Origin of the sequence: Acinetobacter portensis (assembly GCF_010646905.1) — a bacterium.
GTDB lineage: Bacteria > Pseudomonadota > Gammaproteobacteria > Pseudomonadales > Moraxellaceae > Acinetobacter > Acinetobacter portensis.
Genome location: NZ_JAAARQ010000002.1, coordinates 390,369 through 414,935, shown reverse-complemented (window position 1 = coordinate 414,935; position 24,567 = coordinate 390,369). Strand labels below are relative to the sequence as shown.

Here is a 24,567-nt window from a genome sequence, read left to right as displayed (position 1 = left end):
CTCACAGGAGATAAAAGCAGGGCATTATAGACAATTTTACGCTGTTTTTCAGACTTATTCTGTTTTAAGGCGACCTTGTAAACCACCTGTATGAATTGCCAAAATACGTGTAGATGATTTGATCTCTTGTCGTTGAATCATTTGGGAAAGTCCAAACAGCATTTTTGCGGTATAAACTTGCTCTAAAGGAGTCGAAAATTCATGTTCAAAATTTTGCATAAATTGTAAAAGTTCAGGTGTGGTTTTTGCGTAACCGCCACAGCAAAATTCATCTGTGATTTTCCAATTACATTTATGCGTAAGTTGTTGAACATCTTTCGTTAAAAAATCACCTTTTAAAGCAGAAAAACCAAGCACATTTTGATGATTGGCGCTTGATTCAATCAGTCCTGAAATGGTTCCGCCCGTTCCCACTGCACAACAAATTAAGTCGAAATTAGCTTTATTCGATTCAGTTAAAATTTCTTTACAACCTTGAATGGCTAAATCATTGGTTCCGCCTTCGGGAATAATGTAATAGTCAGGATATTTTTCTTTTAATTGCGCTAAAAAATCAGCTGAATCTTTTAAACGATAATGTTCACGGGAAATGAACTCTAATTGCATGCCAAATTGTTGAGCAGTAAATAAAGTATGATTTAAAGATTGATGAGCAAGTTCTTCACCACGAATTATTCCGATACTCTTGAAACCAAATTGATGGCTTGCAAAAGCTGTTGCAGCAATGTGATTTGAAAAAGCACCGCCAAAGCTTAAAACACCTAAATAGCCTAAGCTTTTTGCCTCTAGAAAATTATATTTGAGCTTAAAAAACTTATTACCCGAAATAGCAGGATGAACTAAATCTAGACGTTTTATGGTGATGTTTACGCCATGCAATTGAATAGATTGTTCAGGAATATTTTCAGCAATATCATCAAACATAAAATTATAAAAACATTCGGTTATGTGTCTGTTTGATGATTTTAACGCGAAATATAAGATTGAGATATTCATTTAAATTTTGATGAATCATTTATAAGAAAATAATATGTATGTTTTTTAATCAGAAATGTTATGCTGATATTGAAAATACGGAAGAGGGATTTGCTATGAAAAATACAGCCCTAGTTTTAATTATATTCGGAAGCTTTAGTTTAGTGGCATGTGATACACAAACAGCAACGGAACAGCTTCAATTAGAAGCACGTACCATGATTATTGGAGGCGTTCCTGTTCACGATAAAGATTATAAAATAGATGAAACATTGAATAATCAAATTCAGCAAAAATAACAGCTACATTTCATTAAATTTTTAAAGCAAATTTTTACGTGAAAGCGTAAACTTGCACAGAATTTTTTGCTCATATTTCCAAGGTGTTTTTGTGGAATCATTCTTAATTTTATGCTCGATTGCATTTGCCCTAATGTTAGGTGCGGTAAGTCCTGGTCCTGCATTTATTTATGTAGCAAAAAATTCGATAGGTGTTTCACGTAAACATGGCTTATTTACGGCTTTGGGTACAGGTACGGGCGCAGCTTTATTTGGTCTGTTAGCTGTATTGGGTTTACAAGCCATCTTGTTGGCTGTGCCATCTGCATATTTAATATTAAAGATTTGCGGTGGTATTTACTTACTTTGGCTTGCGTTCAAAATCATTCGTCATGCAAAAGAACCCATGAGCATGGGAAGCGATGAAGCAAAACAAATGACATTTGCACAAGCATATCGTTCGGGTTTGGTGGTGCAACTTAGCAATCCTAAAATTGCGATTATTTTAGCCAGTGTATTTACAGCATTATTACCAAAAGAAATTCCAACTTATTATTATTTTGTTTTGCCTATTTTGTGCTTCTTTATCGATGCTGGTTGGTATTCATTAGTGGCAATGGCACTTTCAGCCGAAAAGCCACGTAAAGTTTATTTAAAGTTTAAAAAAGTATTTGACCGAATTGCAGGCGGTGTAATGACGGTTTTAGGCATTAAACTTATTTTTGGTATGAAATAGCTTTTAAATCAAAATGTAAACTAGAACACAAAATAAACATTAAAATCGAAATTGGCTTGATATTATACGCGCTCTAAAAATAGCCAGTGATAAAACTAGGGGAAATTATGCTAAATAAATCATTACTTGTAACGGTTTTGGGTTGTTTGTCTTTAACTGCATGCTCAACTGTTGAAACATCTAAAACACTTCAATCTCCACAAGTTACTGCTGCAACATCTGCGGTACGTTATAACGGAGTGAAAACACCTGTATCTATTGGTAAGTTTGATAACCGTTCAAGCTACATGCGTGGTATTTTTTCTGACAATGTTGACCGTTTAGGTGGTCAAGCGAAAACAATTTTAGAAACTCACTTACAGCAAACTGGTTATTTCTCTGTTTTAAACCGTGATAATTTGTCTGAATTACAACAAGAAGCAGGTTTCTCTAAATCAAGCCAAGCGATTAAAGGCGCACGTTATGTATTAACGGGTGATGTTTCTGAGTTTGGTCGTAAAGAAGTAGGCGATCATCAATTATTTGGTATTTTAGGTCGTGGTAAAACACAAATTGCTTATGCAAAAGTGAACCTAAATGTCGTAGATGTTAAAACTGCTGAAGTGATTCATTCTGTACAAGGTGCAGGCGAGTACGCATTAAGCGAACGTGAAATTTTAGGCTTTGGTACAAATGCATCTTACGATTCTACATTGAATGGAAAAGTACTCGATTTAGCAGTTCGTGAAGCTGTAAATAATCTTGTTTTAGATGTTCAATCGGGTAAATGGTCAATTCGATAATAGGTTTTAGCTGATGAAAAAAACAGTTTTAGCACTTATCGGACTCAGCCTTATTTTGGTTGGATGTGGCGGTGGCACAACGTCTTTGTACCGTTGGGGTGAATTTCCTCAACAAACTTATAATTATATGAGTGAAAAGTCGAAGATATCTCCTTTAGAGCAAATTGCACATCTTGAAAAAGATCTTGAAAAATCTAAAGCAGAAAATCGTGCTGTACCACCAGGTTTATATGCACATTTGGGTCTATTGAATTTAGATATTCAAAATGCGCAACAAGCTGCTATGTATTTTCAGCTAGAAAAGCAGGTTTATCCTGAATCTACTGTATTGATGAACCGTTTGCTACAACGCATGGGTGCTAAAAATTCAAATGGAGTGAAAAAATGAAAAAATTCAGTCTTTTCACTTCTATGGCTTTGAGTTTAAGTTTGTTTTCTACTTATGCATTGGCAGATCAAGGTGAAGATCGTGCTACTTATATGGCGCATGTACCTGCTTCTATTTTGGTTTTACCACCAATTAATGAATCGCCAGATACGCGCGCAACCAATAGCTTTTGGGCTACGGTAACACCGCCACTTGCAGAGGCAGGTTATTATGTATTTCCTGTAGCTGTTGTTGATACCATGCTTAAAGAAAATGGTGTGACCAATGGTTTCGATGCACAAAGTATTCCTTTGAAAAAGCTCAAAGAAATTTTTGGTGCAGATGCAGTGATGTATTTGAAAGTGAAGCAATATGGTTCGCAATATCAGTTGATCGATTCGGTTGTTACGGTTGAAGTTGAAGCGAAGTTGGTTGATTTGAATACAGGTGCTTTGCTTTGGGAAGGTCGTAATAAGCAACGCCAAGGTAGTAATGACAACAATAATTCTTTAACGGGCATGTTGGTTTCTGCTTTGATTAATCAGGTTTCGAATCAAGTGAGTGATACGGGGTATGATGTTTCTCGTATTGTGAGTTCGAATTTGTTTTATGTGAATCAGAAGAAGAATAAGGGTTTGTTGTATGGACCTCGTTCACCGAAAGCAGTTCAGAATGCAAATTAAGATGTAAAAAATCCCCTCGAGTAGGGGGTTTTTTATGGGGAATGTTTGCTTTACTTTTGAATGATAAAAAGCAACAAAAATCCTTTGTTCGTTAGTGGGTATATCCTTATTGCAATTTATTACCTCTCCCTTGCGCAGCAGTGTTGCTCATCTCCTAAAAGGGGAGGGAAATGCACTAAATTATTATAATAATGGATTCTCCCTCTCCCTATGGGAGAGGGTCGGGGTGAGGGTATTTATATAATTTTCCTTACTTTTGTCAGGGCAAAAGTAACAAAACCCATTTGTTCGTTAGAGGGCACATCCATGTGCCCCTAACGAATGTGCGACATCCATGTTGTAGGTCATTTGAATTCATATAGCATAGATTTATATAGAGCTTTTTTTTGTGTGAAATAGTTGGTAGTGTTGATATTAAAAGAATAATAATCATGGAGATTGAAATAGATAAAAGATGTGATGATTTTAATTTCTAGTTGGTTTTATACGGTCACATAGCACAGTAATATGTTTTCCTGTCTAGTTGTTATTAAATAATGAGAAGAGAATGAATAAAGAGTTGATACCTATTTTTGTGGGCTTAATTACAGCAATGGCAACATTAACAGCTGTTTTTATTACTAACTATTTTAATATGATAGGACTTACGCACTATTATTTATAGATTCTCTGTGGTAGCAGATGATTTTTATCGAGAATAAAGTCATCAATGAAGTTTTTGATCATTGGTCTAAATAACTTCTTCTGCCAACGATATACATTTTCAAAGATCCGCTCAAACTGGTTCTTTTGTATCTCAACATAGGCCATCAAGGCTGAAAAAATATGATTCGAAATCAGTTTAGATCGTCTTACTTGAAACTTTTCAATATGACAAACCTGTTTAATCACTCGGTGATATTGTTCTATTTTCCAATGACTTGAATGTAATTCATGAAAACCCTCAAAGGACAATAAATCATCTTCATCTTGATGCACAATATAAAACCTCTGCTGTTCTTTTAACTGAGTCTTAAATAATTGTACAAAGCCAAAATCTTTGAGCCAGACCACTTGACCCTGATGGAAATTTGGCAATAAACGCAGTTGAAACCATTGTCCTTTTTCTGGGGAAACCTTACGGTTACAGTCGATACCAAACATAAATCGAATACCATGTTTTCTTATGGTTTTTAGATTTCCAGTCGATGAATACCAACTATCACCTGTAATAAATTGAATCTTTGCACCCCAACTGAGTACTTCACTTAACATATCCATAAAGTAATCATTCTTGGTTTTACCTTCAGATTTGTCATAAATTCGGAAATTAATTGGAATATTTTGACCATTTTGATCTGTCGCATACAAGGTAATGAGATTAATACCCTTGACGGATCGATGGTGTTTGCCTGACCAAAAATAGCTAACCAAGTCCATATGTTGACTATATGGTTTATCTAAAACAGTATCATCAATACTGACTATAAGTTTATTATTATCAATATGTTGAATTGCTTCTTGATATAGGTCGTGAGGTGTGTAGTCTTCACGTTCTAGAAAGCGATTTACACTATCATGCGAGATGTTATAAGTCTCGGCAAGTTGTGTGCAGCTAATAGAGTTCGGTTCTGTCATGAGAAAGCCCATATAAATGGGTAGAGTACAAGTTGCTGTAGAAGCATTTTTAATTCGTCTGATCACAGATACTTTATAAAGTATTTTAATACTTTTTTGAATCCGTCAATGCGTAAGTCCTATATGAAATCTTTAGAAAAAAATCTAAGATCTCAGTCTCAATTAAAAAGTTATGAAATCAAATTAAATAAATTGGAAGATATTTATGAATTATTTGAAAAGTGGGAAATAAATTTTTCTATTGCTTACTTAAATTATTTGTATTTTCATAATAACAAAATTAGTGAATCAGAACTCAATGAACTTATAAAAAATCCTACACCTATTTCTGGGAGCTTTCAAAAAATGATGGCTTTACTAAACATACACTTTCCTGAACTAGAAGAAGAATACAAAAAAGTTAACTTAGCTAGAAGTGAAGTGGTTAAATATATGAAAATAGAAAAAAGTATAAATATTCAAAATTTTGTTCAAGCACAAGAGGATTTTGAAAAAGTCTCTAAAAAATTTAAAAAACAAATTTCCTTATTAGCCAAAAAAAATAAAGAAATAATATAAGTTATTCTATTGAGCATTATTTAAAGAAAAAGCCCCTACAACGTAGAGGCTTTTTTTCATCTTAATTTAATAATTAAGAAACTTTATCACCTGGTTTAGCACCAGTTTCAGGAGAAATCACCCAAACACCTTCGCCATTACCCGCAGCTAAAACCATACCGTTAGAAATACCAAAACGCATCTTACGTGGTGCAAGGTTAGCAACCATTACCACCAATTTGCCTTTTAGGTCTTCAGGTTGATAAAACTCACGAATACCGCTAAATACGTTACGTGGCTCAGCTTCACCGACATTTAAAGTCAATTGAAGAAGCTTATCAGAACCTTCTACAGTAGAAGCTTCTAAAACTTCAGCCACACGAAGGTCAACTTTCATAAAATCATCAATATTAATAATTTCAGCTTCGCCAACTTTAGGTTCAGGTTTCTTTTCGACCTTCTTCTCTTTTTTCTTTTCCACTTTTGGCGCTTCAGCAGGGGCAGCTAAAGAATCTTTAGAAGCATCTACCATAGCAGCAACAGCTTTCGGGTCAACACGTTGCATGAGCGGTTGGAACAATGCAATTTCATGACCCACAAGAATCGTTTCACGAGAAGCGAAGTCAAACGCATCTAACTGTAAGAATGCTTGAACTTGTTCAGCCAAAGTCGGCAACACAGGCGCAAGGTAAACAGCCAATTGACGGAATAGGTTAATACCTACAGAACAAACGTCATGTACTTGTTGTTCTTCGCCTTCAATTTTTGCTAAAGCCCAAGGCTTTTTCTCATCGATATATTGGTTGGCTTTGTCAGCAAGTGCCATAATTTCACGAATCGCAGCAGAGAACTCACGCGCTTCATATTGAGAAGCAATAGAAGCACCTGCATCAATAAAGCTTTGAACCAATTCAGGCTCTGCACATGTTGCACTTAACTTATTATCAAATTTAGTATTGATGAATTTTGCACAACGGCTTGCGATGTTTACCACTTTACCAACAAGGTCAGAATTCACTTTTTGAACGAAATCATCAAGGTTCAAGTCAGAATCTTCAACTTTGTCAGAAAGTTTAGACGCAAAGTAATAACGTAAATATTCAGGGTTTAAATGCTCTAAATACGTTTCCGCTTTAATGAATGTACCGCGAGATTTCGACATTTTCTGACCATTTACAGTCAAGAAACCATTTACGAATAGACCTGATGGCGTACGGTAGTTTGCACCTTCAAGCATTGCAGGCCAGAACAATGCGTGGAAATAAACGATGTCTTTACCAATGAAGTGATACACCTCATTTTTAGAATCTTTTTTCCAATAATCGTCAAAGCTCAGTTCAGGACGTTTGGTTTTAATGTAGTTTTCAAAGCTCGACATGTAGCCAATTGGTGCATCTACCCAAACGTAGAAATATTTGTTTGGCGCATCTGGAATTTCAAAACCAAAATATGGCGCATCACGTGAAATATCCCAATCATTTAAGCCATTTTCAAACCATTCATCTAACTTATTTGCAATAGAAACAGGTAAACGACCTTCGTCACGTGTCCATTTTTGTAAGTATTCTGCAAAGTTTGGAAGTTTAAAGAAGTAGTGATCTGAAGATTTTTCTACAGGAGCAGCGCCGCTTAACGTCGATTTTGGATTTAACAGTTCAGTTGCGTTGTACGTTGTACCGCAAACTTCGCATGAATCGCCGTATTGATCTTCCGCTTTACATTTAGGGCATGTGCCTTTAATGAAACGATCTGACAAGAACATGCCTTTTTCAGGATCGAATAACTGAGAAACAGGACGTACAGCAATATTGCCTGCTTCACGGTTTTTAATATAAATTTCAGATGAACGTGCTTTGTTTTCATCGCTATTTGTAGAATCATAATGGTCAAAATGAACACCAAAACCATCAAAATCACGTACATGTTCTTTTTGAACATTGGCAATTTGCGCTTCTGGTGAAATGCCATTTGCTTCGGCACGTAGCATAATTGCAGTACCGTGAGCATCATCCGCACATACATAAGTCACGTTATGACCCATTGCACGCATGGCACGAACCCAAATATCTGCTTGGATATAACCGAGTAAGTGACCCATATGGATTGGACCATTGGCGTATGGAAGGGCGTTAGTAACTAAAATATTACGCACGGATATAACTCTCTCATTCGTATTTTATGCAATGGGCATAATTTTACATGAGATATCGCGCAGATGCACAAAGGTTTCAGTGAAATCTTTTCATAAAGTAAATATTTATATATTGCGAAGCCAATAACAGCGATAATAGTCTATTAAAGTAATGCCGAAAGAGTGATAAACCCATGATCGATGATGATTTTGATTTCGACCAACCTGTAACGCGTATTCCGCAAAATGAGCAGCGTAATAAACAGCTGGGTAATCATATTTTAAAAGAGGCAGAACAATATTTAGAAGCCATTTCTGCAGATGAACATACTTTTCTAGTTCAAACGCTTCAATCATTATCGAAAAATGAAGAATATTTTAATGTTTTGGCAGATCAGCTCAATCAACCTTTGGGTGAGAAAGTTGCCAATGATGCGTTGAATTTACTGTATTTTTGGCGTGAAAACCAAAATTTTGAAAATGCATCTGAGTTTAAATTATTAGATGTGATTAACGGTGAACATTTTCAAACTGAAATGTTGAAAGCTTTTGATGCGCTTGAAATTGGTGATAATAAAGCACAACGCAGACTTGTGATTTTAGAAGCTTTAAAACTGTATAAACTCGGTTTTCATGCAGGTTGTATCCCTGTTCTATATGCACAATTAGAAGGGATTTTGACAGAAGTTTTAGTTCAAACAGGTTTCTTAAAGCAAAACGGAACAAAATTTGTTGATGTTTATAAAATTGTTCCGGGCTTAAAAGGTAATGAAATTAAAAGCTTGTGGCATAAGTCAAAAATTGCAGTTGAATTAAATCGTTATTTTGCAGAATTAGCGGCTTATAAAATGGATAGCAGTTCTGTGGTAACGGCAACGCGTCATAATATGTTGCATGGCACAGATGTTGAGCATTTTAACCAAGAACGAAGCTTTATTTTATTTATTTGGTTGTTTAGCGCAGTGAGTTTTATCAGTACCGTTCGTGCTTAAATAATTATCTCGTTACCATCCAGTTTTTTCATAAGTCACTTTTAGATTTATGAAAGAAGTCGAATAAAGCAGTTTATTTTTCTTGTGAAATAAGCTGCTTTATTTTTGTCGCTTTCTCGAAATGATCAAGCTGATGTATCTGAATCCACCACGTTGCAACTTGCATTAAAGTTTCAGGATCATCATTTTTATTGGCAAAGAATGCATAAAAAGATAAGCCGACATTTTCACCTTTATTTTTAATTTTTTTATCACAAATATTGATGATTTTTTCTTTTAGTAAATGATTCAGCATGTTAGTCGCTTTAATATAAATAAGAATGAAAGAGAGACTATACGCAATTTTATGTATCTACTTTGTTTCTATTTGATGAATTAATTTTTTTTTAAGACATTTATCTGTATAAATAATAGTTAAGTCCATTTAATAACAATGAGGGAAAAATAATGTCGAATACGAATAATTTAGATGATTTAAAGAATAAAGCTGCTGAACTTGGTGAAGATGTAAAACTAAAAGCCAAAGAAGTACAACTTGAAGGCGAAAAACTTGTAGATGATGTAAAGCATTCTGCAAAAGAAGCGAAGCTTGAAGGTGAAAAAGCTTTAAATGATTTGAAAAAAGATGCGAATGAACACAATGGTGATTTAAAAGATAAATTAGATCATTTAAAAACGGAAACAACTCAAAAGTTAGATGAAGCGAAGCTAAAAGCAAATGAGCTCAAGCAAGATGCTTCTGAAAAATTTGATGATTTGAAAGCGCAAGCGACTGAAAAACTCGATGAGCTTCAGAAAAAAGCATCGGATATTCTAAATAAGTTTAAAGGCTAATTTATTTCATCTTTCAAAATTTTATTTTAATCAAAGCGAGAGTCATTTAAATGGCTCTCGCTTTTTTAATGTTTCAAATAAGCAAATACAATGTAGTAAATGAATAAATCCAACTGTTTTGATAGGATTTTTATAAACAGTGCTGAACTTTACTTAACCTTAGCCTAAATAATCGTTAAACTATGACATTCTGCTGTATATCCAGACTTGGAGTAATTGTATGTCGTGGCTTTCTTCACTTAAATCTGTCTTTTCACCTGCCAAAGGGGTGAATGAAGAAGAAATCCAAAATGTGCTTCAAAATTACATTTTGCCAAATTCGACAAATCAATTAAAAGATCGAATTACGCAAGTAAATGTAGAAGGTCATACATTGCAAATTACAATTAATACAGTGCCTGCTGAAGCAGATGATTTGCAAAAAATCCATGATGATTTAGCGGATGCTTTGGAAAAATGTGGCATCACAGAATTGAATATGCATGTGATTCAGCAAAAAACAGGCAGTTGTGGTCACGACCATAAAGAAGGTGAAAGCTGTTCAACGCCTAAGCCTGAAACAGCAAAAAGTAATTTACCGCCTGTCGTGGATGCATCGGGTTCAGCCAAAGCAGAAGAAGATCCGAACAATCCACCTATTCAAAAAGCTGCTCCACAACAACGTGATGTGCCAAAACATCCACGTATTCAAAATGTGATTCTGGTTTCATCGGGCAAAGGTGGTGTAGGTAAATCTACAACAACGGTGAATATTGCACTTGCACTTCAAAAGCTTGGTTTAAAAGTGGGTGTATTAGACGCAGATATCTACGGCCCGAGTATTCCGACAATGTTGGGTAATGCAGGTCGTACGCCAATGATTGAGGCAGAACAATTTGTTCCTATTGAAGCATATGGTATGGCAGTGCTTTCAATTGGGCATTTAACAGGGGATAACAATACACCTGTGGCTTGGCGTGGTCCTAAGGCAACAGGTGCGCTTATGCAGTTGTTTAATCAAACATTGTGGCCAGACTTGGATGTACTTGTGATTGATATGCCACCAGGTACAGGTGATATTCAATTGACACTTGCTCAGCGCATTCCTGTAACAGGTGCGGTCATTGTGACAACGCCACAAAACGTTGCCTTGCTTGATGCGACTAAAGGTATTGAGTTATTTAACCGTGTACAAATTCCTGTCATGGGGGTGATTGAAAATATGTCGACACATATTTGTTCGAACTGTGGTCATGAAGAGCAAATTTTTGGTACAGGTGGTGGCGATAAACTTTCTGAACAATATCAAATTCCATTACTTGGTCGTTTACCGTTAAATGCATCTATTCGTGAAAATGCCGATGCAGGTCAACCATCTGTCATTGTGGGTGATGCTGCAGCAGAAAACTATATGGACATTGCACAAAAAATTGCAGGCAAATTATCAAAAGTTGAAAAAGATCAAAGCCGAATTTTCTAATTTTGTGCCATTTATAACGCAATTTTAAAAGCTCATCATATGATGGGCTTTTTTATGTGTAGAAAATTAGATTGCAAATTAGTTGATTAATCCACAATCCGACAAGCGGTTAAAAAACACCTTATTTTGTGATTATTTACTCTAATTTTAATTCCTAGAATATGAGTTCTCCCTAATCATGAAAAGAGTGTATTGAAAATGATGACTCAAAAAATTCTAGCTACTGTAATTTTGTCACTTAGTGCCGTGGCTTTCAATGCTTCAGCAGCAATCATTAATAATGTAGATTTTCCTGCTGAGTTTGTTCAAGCAAAAGACAAAGTTGCTTCTGCCGATCAAGAGCAAGTAACCGCTGCTGATCATGCAAAATAAAACTTAAGTTTTGCAGAGATTAAAGAGGGCATTAGCCCTCTTTTTTATTGTAGATTTAACATATTGATGAATAAAAAATCAGTTAAATCATAAAAATAGTTAAATTTACAATTCAGTTACATTTTTTCACAAGTAATTCTTATTTTCAGCGCTTAATTCCCGATATTGAATAACACCCATATCTATTTTGTTTTAGGCATTCACATGAAATCTATCATTAAAGCTTTAGTTCTTAGTTTATCAACAGCAATTGCTGTACCTACTATGGCAACAACTACATCTGCACCAACGTTGAAACAAGTAGCAACTTCTGTTGCACACCAAAAAACTGCTGAGAATAAAGATGTTAAAAAAGTAAATACACAAAAACAAGTAGCATTAAAGAAAGCTGAAAAGAATAAAAAAGCCCTTGCTGACAAAGAGTTGAAAGAGCAAAAAGCAGTTCAAGAAAAGCTAAATAAAGCAAAAGTAAAAGCAGATAAGCAAGCGGCAAAATCAAAAGCGAAACAAGAAAAAAATCAAAAAGCCTTAGCGGAAAAACAAGCAAAAGCACTAAAAGAAAAAACAAAAGCAGATCAAAAAATTCAAATGACAAAAGATATTAAAAAATCTGTATTTACAGGTTAATATTTTTTTAATCATTAGATTAAATTGATTTAAAAGACCCAAAGATTGGGTCTTTTTTTATGTTTGTATGAAAATTAAACACTATGACTTTGCAGTCTATATCGTAATAATAAGAGTGAATTTATGCTTAATGCATTGATAATCATCATTATATTTAATTTTTTGTTGCAATTAGATAATTCCGCTTACAATTGATTTTTTGCTAAGATTTATCAACTGATCTATTCTTCGCTGATTCTCAGGTGAGGTCTTTATATGATTTCATGGTTATTTATCGGTTTAGTGGTGACTATTCTTTTAACACCAGGGCCAACAAACACGTTGCTTGCATCGTCAGGTATACAAGTTGGCATACGCAAATCTTTCCGATTAATTCCTTCTGAAGCATTTGGCTATCTTATTTCAATTACGGCTTGGGGTTTCCTTATTGGAAAAGTTGCTGCGTATATGCCGTTACTCCCTGTAGTTCTTAAATTATTTAGTGCAAGTTATATTATTTATTTAGCAATTAAACTTTGGCGTACAGCAAATGTTGAAGTGAGTTTTAGTCAGCCGACCATTCGTGCACGAGAGTTGTTTGTTGCGACTTTGCTAAATCCTAAAGCTTTATTATTTGCTTCGGCAATTTTCCCAGCAATTGCATGGCTGAATATTAATTATTATGTTTCACACATGCTGACATTCTTATTACTTATTGTGCCTATTGCATTTTTTTGGACTTATATTGGTTCTGTATTGGCATCGAATAAAATACGTTGGTTAAATCAAACCAATTTGCAAAAAACAGCATCTTTAGTCTTACTTAGTTTTTCAATTCCGCTAAGTTATTCTGCAATTTTAAGCCTTTGATGGGATATTCATCTCATTCCTTGAATTGAATTTCTTGCAAGATGCATAGACTTATTTTCATTAAGCTAGATTTCAGTTAAAGTACTTCGCAGTGAATTATTTAGCATTATTTGGATAGAACTCAATGGCAATTAAATCGGATCGCTGGATTCGCGAAATGAGCGAAAAGCACGGCATGATTGAACCGTATGCTGAAAATCAAGTCCGTTTAGATGAAAATGGTCAAAAACTGATTTCATACGGTGTTTCAAGTTATGGTTATGATGTACGTTGTGCGCGTGAATTTAAAGTTTTCACAAATGTACATTCTGCAATTGTAGATCCGAAAAACTTCGATGATAAATGTTTTGTCGATATTGAAGCAGATGTTTGTATTATTCCACCAAACTCATTTGCCTTAGCGCGTACTGTAGAATATTTCCGTATTCCACGTAATGTGTTAACGGTTTGCTTGGGTAAATCTACATACGCACGTTGCGGTATTATCGTGAACGTAACACCACTTGAACCAGAGTGGGAGGGTCACGTGACTTTGGAATTCTCAAATACAACAAACTTACCTGCTTATATTTATGCAGGTGAAGGTGTTGCACAAATGTTGTTCTTTGAATCTGACGAAGTATGTGAAACATCTTATAAAGACCGTGGTGGTAAATACCAAGGTCAAACAGGCGTAACTTTACCTAAAGCTTAATGTTTTAAATAAAGTAAAAAATCCCGCTATTTAGCGGGATTTTTTATGTCATGCAGTTTTATATTTTGATCTTTTAACGTCCTCAATTGAAAAAATTAAAAGATCTATAAAACTGAATATTTCAGATTTTACTTGGCAAATTTTGCAAGCAATTCTTCTTTGGTTAAGTTCGTAGATTCTGCATCTGTACGACCTTTATATTCGAATGTACCTGCATCCAAACCTTTTTCGCCAATGACGATACGGTGTGGAATACCTGTTAATTCGATGTCAGAGAATTTAACCCCTGGACGTTCGTTACGATCATCAAGAAGTACATCAAAACCTGCCGCTTGAAGTTCTGCATAAAGTGCTTCAGCAGCTTCTACAGTGCGTGGAGATTTATGTGCATTCATTGGAACAATCGCAACATCAAAAGGTGCAATGGCAGCAGGCCAAATAATACCTTTGTCATCGTAATTTTGTTCAATTGCAGATGCAACCACACGTGTTACACCAATACCATAACAACCCATTGTCACAACTAAAGGTTTACCATCATCACCTAATACTTTACAGCCTAAAGCTTCTGAGTATTTTTGACCCAATTGGAAGATGTGACCCACTTCAATACCACGTTTAATTTGAAGTGTACCTTTACCATCAGGAGATGGATCGCCTTCAACAACATTGCGTAAGTCATAAACTTCTGTGAATTGTGCATCACGTTCCCAGTTTACGCCTGTAGCATGTTTGTCTGCTTCGTTAGCACCTGCAACAAAGTCAGAAAGCACAGAAGCTGCACGGTCAATAATTACGGTTAAGCCTTTTTCAACTAAACCTTGAGGACCGCAGAAACCAGGTGTTAAACCAAATTCAGCAATTTGTTCTTCAGTTGCAAAAGTAAGTGGAGATGCAATTAAAGGATGTTTTTCAGCTTTAATTTCATTCAGTTCGTGATCGCCACGAATGAACAATGCAACAACAGGTACTTTTTTACCTTCTTCTGCTACACCTTGAACCAATAATGCTTTAACAGATTGAGCAGGATCAGATTTTAAGAATGCAGATACATCTGCAATTGTTTTTTGATTTGGTGTTTCTACAATTGCTAATGCTTGAGTTGGTGCAGCACGCTCACCAACAAGAACAGCTTCAGCCATTTCTACGTTCGCTGCATAATCAGAATCTGTAGAGAATGCGATATCGTCTTCACCACTTGAAGCCAATACGTGGAATTCGTGAGAACCTGAACCACCAATAGAACCTGTATCTGCTTGAACAGGGCGGAAGTTTAAGCCTAAACGTGTGAAGATTTTGCAGTACGCATCGTACATCACATCATAGGTTTCTTGTAATGATGCTTGGTCTACGTGGAAAGAGTAAGCATCTTTCATAATGAATTCACGTGAGCGCATTACACCAAAACGTGGACGAATTTCGTCACGGAATTTTGTTTGTACTTGGTAGAAGTTTGCAGGAAGTTGCTTATAACTTTTCAATTCGTTACGAGCAATATCTGTAATCACTTCTTCGTGTGTAGGTCCAAGAACAAAGTCATTGTTATGACGGTCTTTAAAACGTAATAATTCTGGACCGTATTGCACATAACGACCCGATTCTTCCCATAAAGATGCAGGTTGAGTTACAGGCATAAGCACTTGAAGAGAACCTGCGCGATCCATTTCTTGGCGAACAATCGCTTCAACTTTATTTAATACGCGAACGCCCATCGGCAACCAAGTATATAAACCTGAAGCCAATTTACGAATCATCCCCGCACGTAACATGAGCTGATGTGAAATAACTTCAGCATCATTTGGGGTTTCTCTTAACGTTGCAAATAAAAAGCGACTCGCGCGCATGGAAACTGTCCTAATAAATTTTGCGTGAAAGCAAAGAGTATACAATAAAAAATGAGGTGAGAATTTGTCGATCTCACCCCAATATTTTGCCAAATATGGTCAAGGGAAATTATGACATGATTTTTTTAGTTTGACGCATCATAAAGTTTTTTAAATCGTCTAAATAGGTAAAAATCACAGGAACAACGACTAAGGTCAGTAGGGTGGAGGTAATAACGCCACCAATCACTGCATGTGCCATAGGCGCACTTTGTTCACCGCCTTCGCCTAAACCAAGTGCAAGAGGTACCATCCCCATCACCATTGCACTTGTGGTCATTAAAATTGGGCGCAAACGTGTTTTACCTGCTTCAATAATAGCATCGTATCTGCTTGTGCCTTTATCCATTGCTTTTTTAATAAAGTCGATGAGTAATATGGCATTTTTAGTGACCAAACCCATCAGCATGATAATGCCAATAATAGAGAACAAGTTCATGGTCGAATTGAACAAGAACAAGGCAAGAAATACACCAATGAGCGATAAAGGCAACGATGCCATAATTGCCGCAGGATGTATAAAGCTATTGAATTGTGAACCTAAAACAATATAAATAAACACAATAGAAAGGGTAATTGCCGTTAAAGCATAACCTGCCGATTCTGCCATGTCTTTGTTTGAGCCTTGAGTATCGAAGCTATAACCGACAGGGAGTTTGAAATCGCTTTGAATTTTTGCAATATCTCCACCAATGTCACCTGTAGGTCGTCCTGATGTATTTGCTTCTATCAAAATTTCACGAGATAAATCACGACGATTAATCTGTGATGCACCAAGTGTTTCATCAAATTGGGCAACAGATGCTAAAGGAATCAGAATTGGATTGTTATCTGCATCAGTTTTTTGCGATGTTAAATACATGTTTTGAACATCGCTTGGTAAGCGACGTTTGTCTTCATTTAAACGCAGATTTACATCGTAAGTTTCACCATTTTCATCTTGCCAAGAAGTCACATCATCACCTGCAATAAGCGGGCGAACAACGTTGGCAATTTGATTTACTGAAAGTCCTAAGTCACTTGCTAAAACGCGATTGATTTGAACATTTAAGGTCGGTTTCGGTTCTTTAAATGAACTTTCTAAATCGACAATACCATCGACTTTGGAAATTTTAGCCATAAAACGATCTGAAATTTTTTGAAGTTCGTTTAAGTCAGGACCTTTAATTGAAATCATCACTGGTTTTTTACCACCTGAAACGACTTCATCTGCCGATGCAATTGAGGTAATGGTAATCCCTGCAACCGATTTTAAGCGTTCACGGAATTCGTTATTTAACGCATTGAGTTTTTGTGTGCGTTCAGAACGAGGGGTTACAGAAACACGCAAACTCACATGATTTTTGCCGCGATCTGTTGTGCTATTGATAGAACCATAAGTGGTTTTTACTTCAGGATGCTGACGAATAATGGCATCGACCTGTTGTAATTTTACTTGTGAATATTCTAAAGATGCATTTACAGGTGTTTCAAATTTAATGCGAATTTCACCTTTGTCGGGTACAGGTACAAATTCTGTTCCGACAAATTTAGAGAGTCCTAAAGCGCCAAATAAAGAAGCAACGGCTATTAATAAAGTGATGAAACGGAACTTTAAGGCAAGTTTTAACAGTTTTTCATAGTGTTCGTTTAAATTGTCGAGTTTGCGTGAAATCCAATCGAAGAATTTTTGTAGTTTGTTTGGCTTTTTATTTGGATTGTGCTTTTCTGCCCAATGTGCAGAAAGCATCGGATCTAGGGTAAAACTAACAAACATCGAAATCAGAACAGCTGTGCTTACCGTCACACCAAATTGATAGAAGAAACGTCCAATAATACCGCCCATAAAGGCTACAGGTAGGAATACCGCAACAATCGTCAGGGTTGTAGCTAAAACAGCAAGACCAATTTCCTTGGTGCCATCTAATGCCGCAGTTACATGATCTTTGCCCATATCTGCATGGCGCACAATGTTTTCACGCACCACAATGGCATCATCAATAAGTAAGCCAATACTTAAAGATAGTGCAAGTAGTGTCATCATGTTAATGGTGAAACCAAATGCCCATATAAAAGCTAATGTACCTAAAAGAGCAATAGGTAAAGTCAAACCTGTAATGATGGTAGAACGGAATGAACCAAGGAAAAGTAGAACAATCAATATGGCTAAAACAGCACCTTCTACAATGGTACGAGCAACATCTTTAATACTGCCTCGAATTCCTTTAGAACTGTCTACAACAACTTTTGCGGTTGTGCCTTTTGGAAGTTGTTCATTTACAGATGCTAAGGTTTTATTCATGTTGTCGACAACATCAATCACATTAGAATCTGAGCTTCTTAATATATCTACGGCAACGGCAGATTGACCATTCAGATAAGCACTCGATTCCATTTCAGCTTGGCTGTCTTCAACGTTTGCAATTTGTTTAAGATAAATGGGCGCACCATTTTTATTGGCAACCACTAAATCGCCAAAGGCAAATGGATGAATGACTTTTGATTTAATTTCGACAACAAGTTCTGAATTGGCTTGTTTCAGCGTTCCACCGGGCAGATCAATATTTTCAGATTTAAGTGTGTTGATGACTTGGTCTACACCAATGCCAAAACTTTGTAGTTTTTGTGGATCGACCTGAATACGAATTTGTCTTTGTGCATCGCCTAATAAGTTGACCGTACCAACACCAGAAACAGTTTTGAGTTGCGGGATAATACGTTGATCTAAATAAGAGCTTAAATCTCGTAAGGACATCGTATTCGATTCAAATACAATCGACATAATTGGGCTTGTTGTCGGGTCGTATCGTTCGACAATGGGGTCTTGAATTTCATCACGAAATTCGGCAGAAACAGGTGCAACTTTATCTCGAACATCTTGTGCTGCGACAGATGAAGAAACATCTAAATTAAATTCTGCAATGATGGTCGATAAGCCTTCACTTGATTGTGAAATGACTTGTTTAAGACCTGAAATCGTATTGATTTGGTCTTCCATTTTTTTTGTAATTTCAGATTCAACGGTTTCGGGGGATGCACCCGGATAGTTGGTATAAATTACGACAAAGGGGAAATCGACATCTGGAAATTCTTCCACGCCCATGCGTTGCCAAGACGATAAACCCAATACCATCAAACAGAACATCATCATGATCGTAAAAACGGGATACTTCACACTAATTCGGGTTAACCACATAATATGTATCCTAATTTTTAGTTTTTACTCATGACCACTTCTTTATGAATGTCCTGATCTGTGAATTTAATTCGACTGACCACATCATTTTGTTGTAAGCCTGAAATGACTGCAGTGTTTTCATTGTAGCGTTGTTCAAGAATTTGAATATTTGCCTTGGTGATTTTGTTTTGGCGAATTACCCAAACATAAGGCTGAGTTGTTGCATTTACAATTGTATCGAGTGGGATAATTTGTCCTGAAATTTGCGTAGATGAAACAATATTTCCATCAACAAATGAACCAATACTTAATGAGTTAATGGTCGTTGTTGGTTTTGCAAAGAACTCAATTTGGCGGCTGTTTGAATCTGCAATCGGGGAAATGCGCTGAATTGTGCCAGTAAGTTTGTTGGCATTACCTTGAATATTAAACTCAACTTTTTGACCAATTTTTAGTGCAGATTGAGCATCGCTTGGAACTTTGGCTTGTAATTCGAGTTCATTGATATCGACAATTTCAAAAAGAGTTTGTCCCGCGCTCACGGTTTGACCCGGTTCAACTTGACGTTTTGTAATCACGCCATGAATAGGACTGGTAATTACACCATCTTGATTGGCTTTTTGTGCAATATTGACATTGGCTTGCTGCGCACGCGCGTTTTCCAATTGGCTTTTATAATCAAGTTCACTTTGCTCATATTCAACACGTGAAATAAATCCCTGATCTAATAAACGCTTTTTACGTTGCATCATGCTTTTTGCTTGATTGGCTTGTGCTTGCGCAGAATTTAAGTTCGCTTGAGATTGGGCTAATCGAGCTGCATTGTCTTGATTATTTAAGCGTACAAGAACTTGTCCTTTAGATACAGTTTGACCGACCTCTGCATTGACTGTAGTGGCAGTCGCAGTTACTTGAGCTTGAATACTACTTTGATTTACTGCACGAATTGTGCCTGTAAAAGCAGTTTTTTCAATTGAATTGCCTTGCTTAACTTGAATTAAATCTGCCTGAATAAGTTCAATTTTATTATTTTGTGCTTCTGTTGTTTTTGGTGCATCTTTACTACAAGCACTTAAAGCGATACATACACATAGCGTAGTCATACGAAGAGGCGTACATAAATGTGTTTTTAATAATGTTGCTTTAGCGTGCATTAATTCATCCTTTGATGGTAGAAGCGCTTTAAAATTCAATTTATTCAATTACTTTTAGTCGTGCAATAATTTTGTCGTACTCTGCCTGTGTATTTAGGTAACTAACTTGTAATGATTGAATATTTTGTTTCATAGAACTTAAGTTGTTTAGATTGTAAGCGAGATTGTTTTTCAAATTAGCAGGTACTGCTTTACCTTTACGTGTAAATTCCATTTCTTCACGCTTAAATTGAACCCGATCATTTTGTAATTGTTTTAATTGTGTTTGTTGATAATCGATTTGTTTTTTTATCGCTTGTAATGCCACATTACGTTTTTGAGTCGCAATATTACTATTGTTATATGCTCTTTTTAATTTTTGATCATTTTCATGTTGCTTTGCTTGTACTGCACGTTGTGGTGCTTGTTTTAAATCTGCTTCTACGCTGTAAGCTCTATTTTTCTGAATGACTTGCATATTTTTATCTAAAGCTTCATAACCATGGCGAATATGCGCAGGTGTAACAGTAGAACTAATATTGGCAATACCACGACTATCGTAATATCTATACCATGCTGCTTTATTTGGATTGTTAGCAAAACTCATCATAGGGTATAGGCTAAGTATGCTTAGGATTAAAATTCTTTTAATTTTGAGATTACATATTTTAATTATGCAATTGGACGTATGCTCATGCCAGTTCACTTTTTTCCCCAAGATAAAGTTGACTAAATTGCTTATTTTAAAGTAATAATGAAGCTATTTTAGAATAGTTTCATCTATATTAACTTTATATCACTCAAAAAAAAATCGTTGAATCTTGTAAAGTGTGAAGCTGTTGTTGTATTGCTGGTTAAAGTGTAAATTTATGAAGAATAAGTTCATTGAAACTGCAAGTAAAGATATGTTAAAAATGCTTACAATCTGTAATGAATTACAAATTAATCGCTTATCCAAAATGGGAAGGGTCAGTTAAATGGACGATAAATTGCAAAATCTTAAAGTCATGGTAATTGATGATTCAAAAACAATTCGTCGTACTGCAGAAACTTTATTGCAACGCGAAGGTTATGAAGTTGTTACAGCTGTAGATGGCTTTGAAGCATTGTCCAAAATTGCTGATGCAAATCCGGATATTGTATTTGTAGATATAATGATGCCACGTTTAGATGGTTATCAAACTTGTGCGCTCATCAAAAATTCACAAGACTACCAAAATATTCCTGTCGTTATGCTATCGAGTAAAGATGGTTTATTTGATCAGGCTAAAGGTCGTGTTGTGGGCTCAGATGAATATTTGACAAAACCATTTAGCAAGGATGAATTGTTGAACGCGATTCGTAATCACGTTTCGGCATAATCTAAATGGCTGTTCTTGGGGAAAATTATGGCTCGAATTTTAATAGTAGATGACTCACCAACCGAAACATTTCGTTTTAGAGAAATCTTAACTAAGCATGGTTTTGATGTGATTGAAGCTGTAAATGGTGCAGATGGGGTAACGATGGCGCAAGCTGAATTACCAGATTTAATACTTATGGATGTGGTGATGCCTGGTGTAAATGGATTCCAAGCAACTCGTCAAATTTCACGTGGTGCATCAACAAAACATATTCCAATTGTCATTGTAAGCACAAAAGATCAAGCAACTGACCGTGTTTGGGGAAAACGTCAGGGTGCAAGTGATTATTTAACGAAACCAGTCGATGAAAACCAACTAATTGATGTGATTAAACAACACCTCAATGCAGGATAAAATATGGCAGCGAATGGATTTATCGAATTACTTCGGTTGTCCAAGCGTGGCAATAAAAACTACGCTTCAACTGAAAATGAAGTAAACCGATGGTCAGGCATTGCTTTTGAAATGATGGGGCAATATTTTGTTGCTCCGCTTGGGGAAGTTTCTGAGGTAATTTATCCACCAAAATATACGCTTGTTCCAAATACGCAACCTTGGGTTGTGGGACTTGCAAATATTCGAGGAAGATTGCTCTCAATTTCTGATTTATCTCATTACGTTTCAGGTAAAAAAAGTCAAAATACTCAAACTCAAAAAGTGATGTGTATTAGCCATAACGACCATTATGTCGGTTTAGTTGTAGATCAGGTTTTAGGAATACAACACTTTAATAAGAAAAGTTTCTTTTCTAAACATGAGAATTTAGAAACGAATTTACAAGAATACTGTCAAGGTTATTTTCAACAACATAATCAACAGTGGAATGTTTTTTTATTTAGTCAATTATTAAAGAATCCTAAATATCTGAATGCATCAATGAATTTTTAAAATTAACAATCGTAACCTTATTTTGTAAGGCTAAAGTTTGTAATCGGGGGAAAGCTGAATGGGCTTTAAGTTTAAAAAGAAAAAAACGGGTGAAGTCAGTCCAAAAAAAGAATCTGCATTGGCGAAAAAACTTCAACCGCAAATTGATCAATACGCGCGTGTATTTGGCGATACAGACAAGTCAAAACCGTTACTTTTAGCCGCAACAATTGCTTTAGTGATTGCTGCAATCAGTCTTTTTTCACTGTTTTATACAGTACCCCATTCAAATAATTTGACTCAAAGTTTGGGTGATTTACGTTTGTTATCTCAAACTGTATCTCGTCAAGCGACTGAGGCAACAGCTTCTGGTACAAAAGAATCGATTGATAAGTTGAAAAATCTACAATCAGAATTCAATCGTAATTTGGAAATTGTAAAAAGTGGTCACTCGGCTACAGCAGAACTTGAAGCTGTTGAAAATGACTGGTTTAAAGTATCAAAAAATATTGATTTGATTGTTTCACAACAAAAATTCATTAATACCTTATACGATACAAATATTGCAATTGGTGAAGCGATTCCAGGTATTCAAGCCGAATATAACTTGATGGTTGACCAAATGGCACGTCAAAACTTGCCAAGTAGTCAGGTGGTTATTGCAAAAAACCAAGTATTCCTTGCAGAGCGTATTTTACGTTCTATTAGTTCTGTTTTGGTTGGGGTAGAAAACTCGCGTGAATCTGCCGATGATTTTAGTGTTGATACAGAAACCTTTGGTTCGTATTTAAAAGCGCAATTAAATGGTAGTGCAGAATTAGGTGTACAGCGTATTTCGGATGCCGATTTACGTGCTTCTTTAGAAAGTATTGAAGCTGACTATGACAATGTATTGAAATCTGCTGCGTCAGTTGTTTTAAAAAACTCGAATCAAATTGTACAAGTTCGTAAAGCATCTTCTGAAATTTTTGCAAAATCGGATGAACTACTGAAAAACTTGAGTCAAATTTCTAACGGTTCAGGTTTATACATTATTGTTCCTGCAATTGTTCTAATTTTGGCACTTGTTGCGTTCTTAGTGGTTGTTTATAAATTATTAACACTGCGCGGTGTTTCAGACAAACAACGTGTAACACGTTTACAAGATGAATATGACCGTAACCAAAACGCAATTTTACGTTTACTTGATGAAATTGCCGATTTAGCAGATGGTGACTTACGTTCTTACGCAACGGTATCTGAAGATTTTACAGGTGCAATTGCCGATTCTATTAACTTCGCCATTGACCAATTACGTGACCTTGTATCGCGTATTAATGATACATCTCAAGAAATTGCACAATATACAGCGAACACTCAAGGCATTACCAACCAGTTAGCTGAAGCATCTGAACATCAGGCGCAAGAAATTGCAGGCGCATCTGCCGCAATTAATGAAATGGCATTGTCTATTGACCAAGTATCTTCAAATGCCGATGAATCTGCTTCGGTTGCGGAACGCTCTGTACAAATTGCCTCAAATGGTGCAGATGTTGTAAACCGTTCTATTGATGGTATGGATATCATTCGTGAACAGATTCAAGAAACCTCTAAACGTATTAAGCGTTTGGGTGAGTCTTCACAAGAAATTGGTAACATCGTTGCCCTCATTAACGATATTGCAGACCAAACGAACATCTTGGCATTGAACGCCGCAATTCAAGCGTCTATGGCAGGTGAAGCAGGTCGTGGTTTCGCCGTGGTTGCCGACGAAGTACAGCGTCTTGCAGAACGTTCAGCATCTGCAACTAAGCAGATTGAAAGCTTAGTTAAAACCATTCAAACAGATACCAACGAAGCCGTTATATCAATGGAACAAACGACTTCAGAGGTTGTACGTGGTGCGAACTTATCTAAGGATGCTGGTGTTGCCTTAGATGAAATTCAAACGGTATCAAACAACTTAGCGAAGCTCATTGCAAACATTTCCGATGCAGCAAAATTACAGTCTGCATCTGCAAGTCATATTGCAACAACGATGAACGTTGTACAGGAAATTACATCGCAAACGACAAGTGCTACTTTTGATACAGCACGTTCGGTATCTGAGCTTGCAGGTATGGCAGAATCATTACGTGAGTCTGTAACTGACTTTAAATTACCTGAATAGGGCTTAACAGCTTGGGGAAGATGTATCTACTTTTCGAGGTGG

General features: G+C 36.1%; 25 protein-coding genes. 17 read left to right on the top strand and 8 right to left on the bottom strand.

Features of this window, described 5'->3' with window-relative positions:
• Nucleotides 1-54: 54 nt before the first annotated feature.
• Nucleotides 55-924 (bottom strand): 1-aminocyclopropane-1-carboxylate deaminase/D-cysteine desulfhydrase, encoded by an 870-nt coding sequence (locus GTK57_RS01875; protein ID WP_163121018.1) that lies wholly within the window; start codon nucleotides 922-924, stop codon nucleotides 55-57.
• 167 nt (nucleotides 925-1,091) lie between these two features.
• Here GTK57_RS01875 and GTK57_RS01870 point away from each other — a divergent pair, with 167 nt between their 5' ends.
• The 5 genes from GTK57_RS01870 to GTK57_RS01850 all read left to right on the top strand — a co-directional run bounded on the left by GTK57_RS01870 (nucleotide 1,092) and on the right by GTK57_RS01850 (nucleotide 3,821).
• On the top strand, nucleotides 1,092-1,274 hold the full coding sequence (locus GTK57_RS01870; RefSeq protein WP_163121016.1) for an NF038215 family lipoprotein: 183 nt from the start codon (nucleotides 1,092-1,094) through the stop codon (nucleotides 1,272-1,274).
• Nucleotides 1,275-1,407: 133 nt separating this feature from the next.
• Nucleotides 1,408-1,989, top strand: coding sequence for a LysE family translocator (locus GTK57_RS01865; RefSeq protein WP_152872836.1), 582 nt, complete (start codon nucleotides 1,408-1,410; stop codon nucleotides 1,987-1,989).
• A 107-nt stretch (nucleotides 1,990-2,096) separates the two neighbouring features.
• Nucleotides 2,097-2,771 (top strand): CsgG/HfaB family protein, encoded by a 675-nt coding sequence (locus tag GTK57_RS01860; protein WP_163121012.1) that lies wholly within the window; start codon nucleotides 2,097-2,099, stop codon nucleotides 2,769-2,771.
• Between the two features lie 13 nt (nucleotides 2,772-2,784).
• A complete protein-coding gene (locus GTK57_RS01855) occupies nucleotides 2,785-3,159 on the top strand; it encodes a DUF4810 domain-containing protein (protein WP_163121010.1) in 375 nt (124 codons plus the stop codon).
• Nucleotides 3,156-3,821 (top strand): DUF799 domain-containing protein, encoded by a 666-nt coding sequence (locus GTK57_RS01850; protein ID WP_163121008.1) that lies wholly within the window; start codon nucleotides 3,156-3,158, stop codon nucleotides 3,819-3,821. Before GTK57_RS01855 ends, GTK57_RS01850 begins: the two co-directional genes overlap by 4 nt.
• Before the next feature lie 654 nt (nucleotides 3,822-4,475).
• On the opposite strand, the gene GTK57_RS01845 is transcribed toward GTK57_RS01850, so the two are convergent.
• On the bottom strand, nucleotides 4,476-5,504 hold the full coding sequence (locus tag GTK57_RS01845) for an IS701 family transposase (RefSeq protein ID WP_163120773.1): 1,029 nt from the start codon (nucleotides 5,502-5,504) through the stop codon (nucleotides 4,476-4,478).
• A gap of 57 nt (nucleotides 5,505-5,561) precedes the next feature.
• On the opposite strand from GTK57_RS01845, the gene GTK57_RS01840 reads away from it, so the two are divergent.
• A complete protein-coding gene (locus GTK57_RS01840; protein ID WP_228720276.1) occupies nucleotides 5,562-5,996 on the top strand; it encodes a hypothetical protein in 435 nt (144 codons plus the stop codon).
• A gap of 73 nt (nucleotides 5,997-6,069) precedes the next feature.
• On the opposite strand, the gene metG is transcribed toward GTK57_RS01840, so the two are convergent.
• Nucleotides 6,070-8,127, bottom strand: coding sequence for a methionine--tRNA ligase (metG, locus tag GTK57_RS01835; protein WP_163121006.1), 2,058 nt, complete (start codon nucleotides 8,125-8,127; stop codon nucleotides 6,070-6,072).
• A gap of 173 nt (nucleotides 8,128-8,300) precedes the next feature.
• Between metG and GTK57_RS01830 the strand changes: the two genes are divergently transcribed.
• Nucleotides 8,301-9,098, top strand: coding sequence for a hypothetical protein (locus tag GTK57_RS01830; protein WP_152872828.1), 798 nt, complete (start codon nucleotides 8,301-8,303; stop codon nucleotides 9,096-9,098).
• A gap of 73 nt (nucleotides 9,099-9,171) precedes the next feature.
• Here the strand turns inward: GTK57_RS01830 and GTK57_RS01825 are convergent, their stop codons facing one another.
• Nucleotides 9,172-9,393, bottom strand: a complete 222-nt coding sequence (locus GTK57_RS01825) for a DUF6500 family protein (RefSeq protein WP_378226831.1) — start codon at nucleotides 9,391-9,393, stop codon at nucleotides 9,172-9,174.
• 152 nt (nucleotides 9,394-9,545) lie between these two features.
• Here GTK57_RS01825 and GTK57_RS01820 point away from each other — a divergent pair, with 152 nt between their 5' ends.
• The 6 genes from GTK57_RS01820 to dcd all read left to right on the top strand — a co-directional run bounded on the left by GTK57_RS01820 (nucleotide 9,546) and on the right by dcd (nucleotide 13,933).
• A complete protein-coding gene (locus GTK57_RS01820; protein ID WP_163120997.1) occupies nucleotides 9,546-9,932 on the top strand; it encodes a hypothetical protein in 387 nt (128 codons plus the stop codon).
• 220 nt (nucleotides 9,933-10,152) lie between these two features.
• Nucleotides 10,153-11,391 carry an iron-sulfur cluster carrier protein ApbC gene (gene apbC / locus GTK57_RS01815; RefSeq protein WP_163120995.1) on the top strand — a complete coding sequence of 413 codons (1,239 nt, stop codon included), beginning with the start codon at nucleotides 10,153-10,155 and terminating at the stop codon, nucleotides 11,389-11,391.
• Between the two features lie 198 nt (nucleotides 11,392-11,589).
• Complete coding sequence (locus GTK57_RS01810; protein ID WP_163120993.1) at nucleotides 11,590-11,763, top strand: hypothetical protein; 174 nt, start codon at nucleotides 11,590-11,592, stop codon at nucleotides 11,761-11,763.
• Between the two features lie 204 nt (nucleotides 11,764-11,967).
• Nucleotides 11,968-12,390 carry a hypothetical protein gene (locus GTK57_RS01805; RefSeq protein ID WP_163120991.1) on the top strand — a complete coding sequence of 141 codons (423 nt, stop codon included), beginning with the start codon at nucleotides 11,968-11,970 and terminating at the stop codon, nucleotides 12,388-12,390.
• Between the two features lie 255 nt (nucleotides 12,391-12,645).
• Nucleotides 12,646-13,239 carry a LysE family translocator gene (locus GTK57_RS01800; RefSeq protein ID WP_163120989.1) on the top strand — a complete coding sequence of 198 codons (594 nt, stop codon included), beginning with the start codon at nucleotides 12,646-12,648 and terminating at the stop codon, nucleotides 13,237-13,239.
• A gap of 124 nt (nucleotides 13,240-13,363) precedes the next feature.
• A complete protein-coding gene (gene dcd / locus GTK57_RS01795; RefSeq protein WP_152875746.1) occupies nucleotides 13,364-13,933 on the top strand; it encodes a dCTP deaminase in 570 nt (189 codons plus the stop codon).
• Between the two features lie 128 nt (nucleotides 13,934-14,061).
• Here dcd and GTK57_RS01790 read toward each other — a convergent pair whose 3' ends face one another.
• The 4 genes from GTK57_RS01790 to GTK57_RS01775 form a co-directional block, all read right to left on the bottom strand.
• Nucleotides 14,062-15,777, bottom strand: a complete 1,716-nt coding sequence (locus GTK57_RS01790; protein ID WP_163120987.1) for a proline--tRNA ligase — start codon at nucleotides 15,775-15,777, stop codon at nucleotides 14,062-14,064.
• A gap of 109 nt (nucleotides 15,778-15,886) precedes the next feature.
• Nucleotides 15,887-18,991 (bottom strand): efflux RND transporter permease subunit, encoded by a 3,105-nt coding sequence (locus GTK57_RS01785; protein WP_163120985.1) that lies wholly within the window; start codon nucleotides 18,989-18,991, stop codon nucleotides 15,887-15,889.
• Nucleotides 18,992-19,008: 17 nt separating this feature from the next.
• Nucleotides 19,009-20,127 carry an efflux RND transporter periplasmic adaptor subunit gene (locus GTK57_RS01780; RefSeq protein WP_163120983.1) on the bottom strand — a complete coding sequence of 373 codons (1,119 nt, stop codon included), beginning with the start codon at nucleotides 20,125-20,127 and terminating at the stop codon, nucleotides 19,009-19,011.
• A 40-nt stretch (nucleotides 20,128-20,167) separates the two neighbouring features.
• Nucleotides 20,168-20,716, bottom strand: a complete 549-nt coding sequence (locus tag GTK57_RS01775) for a hypothetical protein (protein WP_152875752.1) — start codon at nucleotides 20,714-20,716, stop codon at nucleotides 20,168-20,170.
• A gap of 367 nt (nucleotides 20,717-21,083) precedes the next feature.
• On the opposite strand from GTK57_RS01775, the gene pilG reads away from it, so the two are divergent.
• Genes pilG through GTK57_RS01755 form a run of 4 tightly spaced genes read left to right on the top strand, consistent with a single transcriptional unit; the run spans nucleotide 21,084 to nucleotide 24,525 of the window.
• A complete protein-coding gene (gene pilG / locus GTK57_RS01770; protein ID WP_152875753.1) occupies nucleotides 21,084-21,467 on the top strand; it encodes a twitching motility response regulator PilG in 384 nt (127 codons plus the stop codon).
• Nucleotides 21,468-21,494: 27 nt separating this feature from the next.
• Nucleotides 21,495-21,863: a response regulator gene (locus GTK57_RS01765; RefSeq protein WP_163120981.1), complete on the top strand. Its 369-nt coding sequence runs from the start codon at nucleotides 21,495-21,497 to the stop codon at nucleotides 21,861-21,863.
• Between the two features lie 3 nt (nucleotides 21,864-21,866).
• Nucleotides 21,867-22,397: a chemotaxis protein CheW gene (locus GTK57_RS01760; protein WP_152875756.1), complete on the top strand. Its 531-nt coding sequence runs from the start codon at nucleotides 21,867-21,869 to the stop codon at nucleotides 22,395-22,397.
• A 58-nt stretch (nucleotides 22,398-22,455) separates the two neighbouring features.
• Nucleotides 22,456-24,525 (top strand): methyl-accepting chemotaxis protein, encoded by a 2,070-nt coding sequence (locus GTK57_RS01755; protein ID WP_152875758.1) that lies wholly within the window; start codon nucleotides 22,456-22,458, stop codon nucleotides 24,523-24,525.
• The last annotated feature ends 42 nt before the right edge of the window (nucleotides 24,526-24,567 follow it).

What these genes read in the sequence shown, in the direction of transcription:
- GTK57_RS01875 (WP_163121018.1), bottom strand. Translation starts at nt 924, where the DNA reads ATGTTTGATGATATTGCTGAAAATATTCCTGAACAATCTATTCAATTG.
- GTK57_RS01870 (WP_163121016.1), top strand. Translation starts at nt 1,092, where the DNA reads ATGAAAAATACAGCCCTAGTTTTAATTATATTCGGAAGCTTTAGTTTA.
- GTK57_RS01865 (WP_152872836.1), top strand. Translation starts at nt 1,408, where the DNA reads ATGTTAGGTGCGGTAAGTCCTGGTCCTGCATTTATTTATGTAGCAAAA.
- GTK57_RS01860 (WP_163121012.1), top strand. Translation starts at nt 2,097, where the DNA reads ATGCTAAATAAATCATTACTTGTAACGGTTTTGGGTTGTTTGTCTTTA.
- GTK57_RS01855 (WP_163121010.1), top strand. Translation starts at nt 2,785, where the DNA reads ATGAAAAAAACAGTTTTAGCACTTATCGGACTCAGCCTTATTTTGGTT.
- GTK57_RS01850 (WP_163121008.1), top strand. Translation starts at nt 3,156, where the DNA reads ATGAAAAAATTCAGTCTTTTCACTTCTATGGCTTTGAGTTTAAGTTTG.
- GTK57_RS01840 (WP_228720276.1), top strand. Translation starts at nt 5,562, where the DNA reads ATGAAATCTTTAGAAAAAAATCTAAGATCTCAGTCTCAATTAAAAAGT.
- GTK57_RS01830 (WP_152872828.1), top strand. Translation starts at nt 8,301, where the DNA reads ATGATCGATGATGATTTTGATTTCGACCAACCTGTAACGCGTATTCCG.
- GTK57_RS01825 (WP_378226831.1), bottom strand. Translation starts at nt 9,393, where the DNA reads ATGCTGAATCATTTACTAAAAGAAAAAATCATCAATATTTGTGATAAA.
- GTK57_RS01820 (WP_163120997.1), top strand. Translation starts at nt 9,546, where the DNA reads ATGTCGAATACGAATAATTTAGATGATTTAAAGAATAAAGCTGCTGAA.
- apbC (WP_163120995.1), top strand. Translation starts at nt 10,153, where the DNA reads ATGTCGTGGCTTTCTTCACTTAAATCTGTCTTTTCACCTGCCAAAGGG.
- GTK57_RS01810 (WP_163120993.1), top strand. Translation starts at nt 11,590, where the DNA reads ATGATGACTCAAAAAATTCTAGCTACTGTAATTTTGTCACTTAGTGCC.
- GTK57_RS01805 (WP_163120991.1), top strand. Translation starts at nt 11,968, where the DNA reads ATGAAATCTATCATTAAAGCTTTAGTTCTTAGTTTATCAACAGCAATT.
- GTK57_RS01800 (WP_163120989.1), top strand. Translation starts at nt 12,646, where the DNA reads ATGATTTCATGGTTATTTATCGGTTTAGTGGTGACTATTCTTTTAACA.
- dcd (WP_152875746.1), top strand. Translation starts at nt 13,364, where the DNA reads ATGGCAATTAAATCGGATCGCTGGATTCGCGAAATGAGCGAAAAGCAC.
- GTK57_RS01790 (WP_163120987.1), bottom strand. Translation starts at nt 15,777, where the DNA reads ATGCGCGCGAGTCGCTTTTTATTTGCAACGTTAAGAGAAACCCCAAAT.
- GTK57_RS01785 (WP_163120985.1), bottom strand. Translation starts at nt 18,991, where the DNA reads ATGTGGTTAACCCGAATTAGTGTGAAGTATCCCGTTTTTACGATCATG.
- GTK57_RS01780 (WP_163120983.1), bottom strand. Translation starts at nt 20,127, where the DNA reads ATGCACGCTAAAGCAACATTATTAAAAACACATTTATGTACGCCTCTT.
- GTK57_RS01775 (WP_152875752.1), bottom strand. Translation starts at nt 20,716, where the DNA reads ATGATGAGTTTTGCTAACAATCCAAATAAAGCAGCATGGTATAGATAT.
- pilG (WP_152875753.1), top strand. Translation starts at nt 21,084, where the DNA reads ATGGACGATAAATTGCAAAATCTTAAAGTCATGGTAATTGATGATTCA.
- GTK57_RS01765 (WP_163120981.1), top strand. Translation starts at nt 21,495, where the DNA reads ATGGCTCGAATTTTAATAGTAGATGACTCACCAACCGAAACATTTCGT.
- GTK57_RS01760 (WP_152875756.1), top strand. Translation starts at nt 21,867, where the DNA reads ATGGCAGCGAATGGATTTATCGAATTACTTCGGTTGTCCAAGCGTGGC.
- GTK57_RS01755 (WP_152875758.1), top strand. Translation starts at nt 22,456, where the DNA reads ATGGGCTTTAAGTTTAAAAAGAAAAAAACGGGTGAAGTCAGTCCAAAA.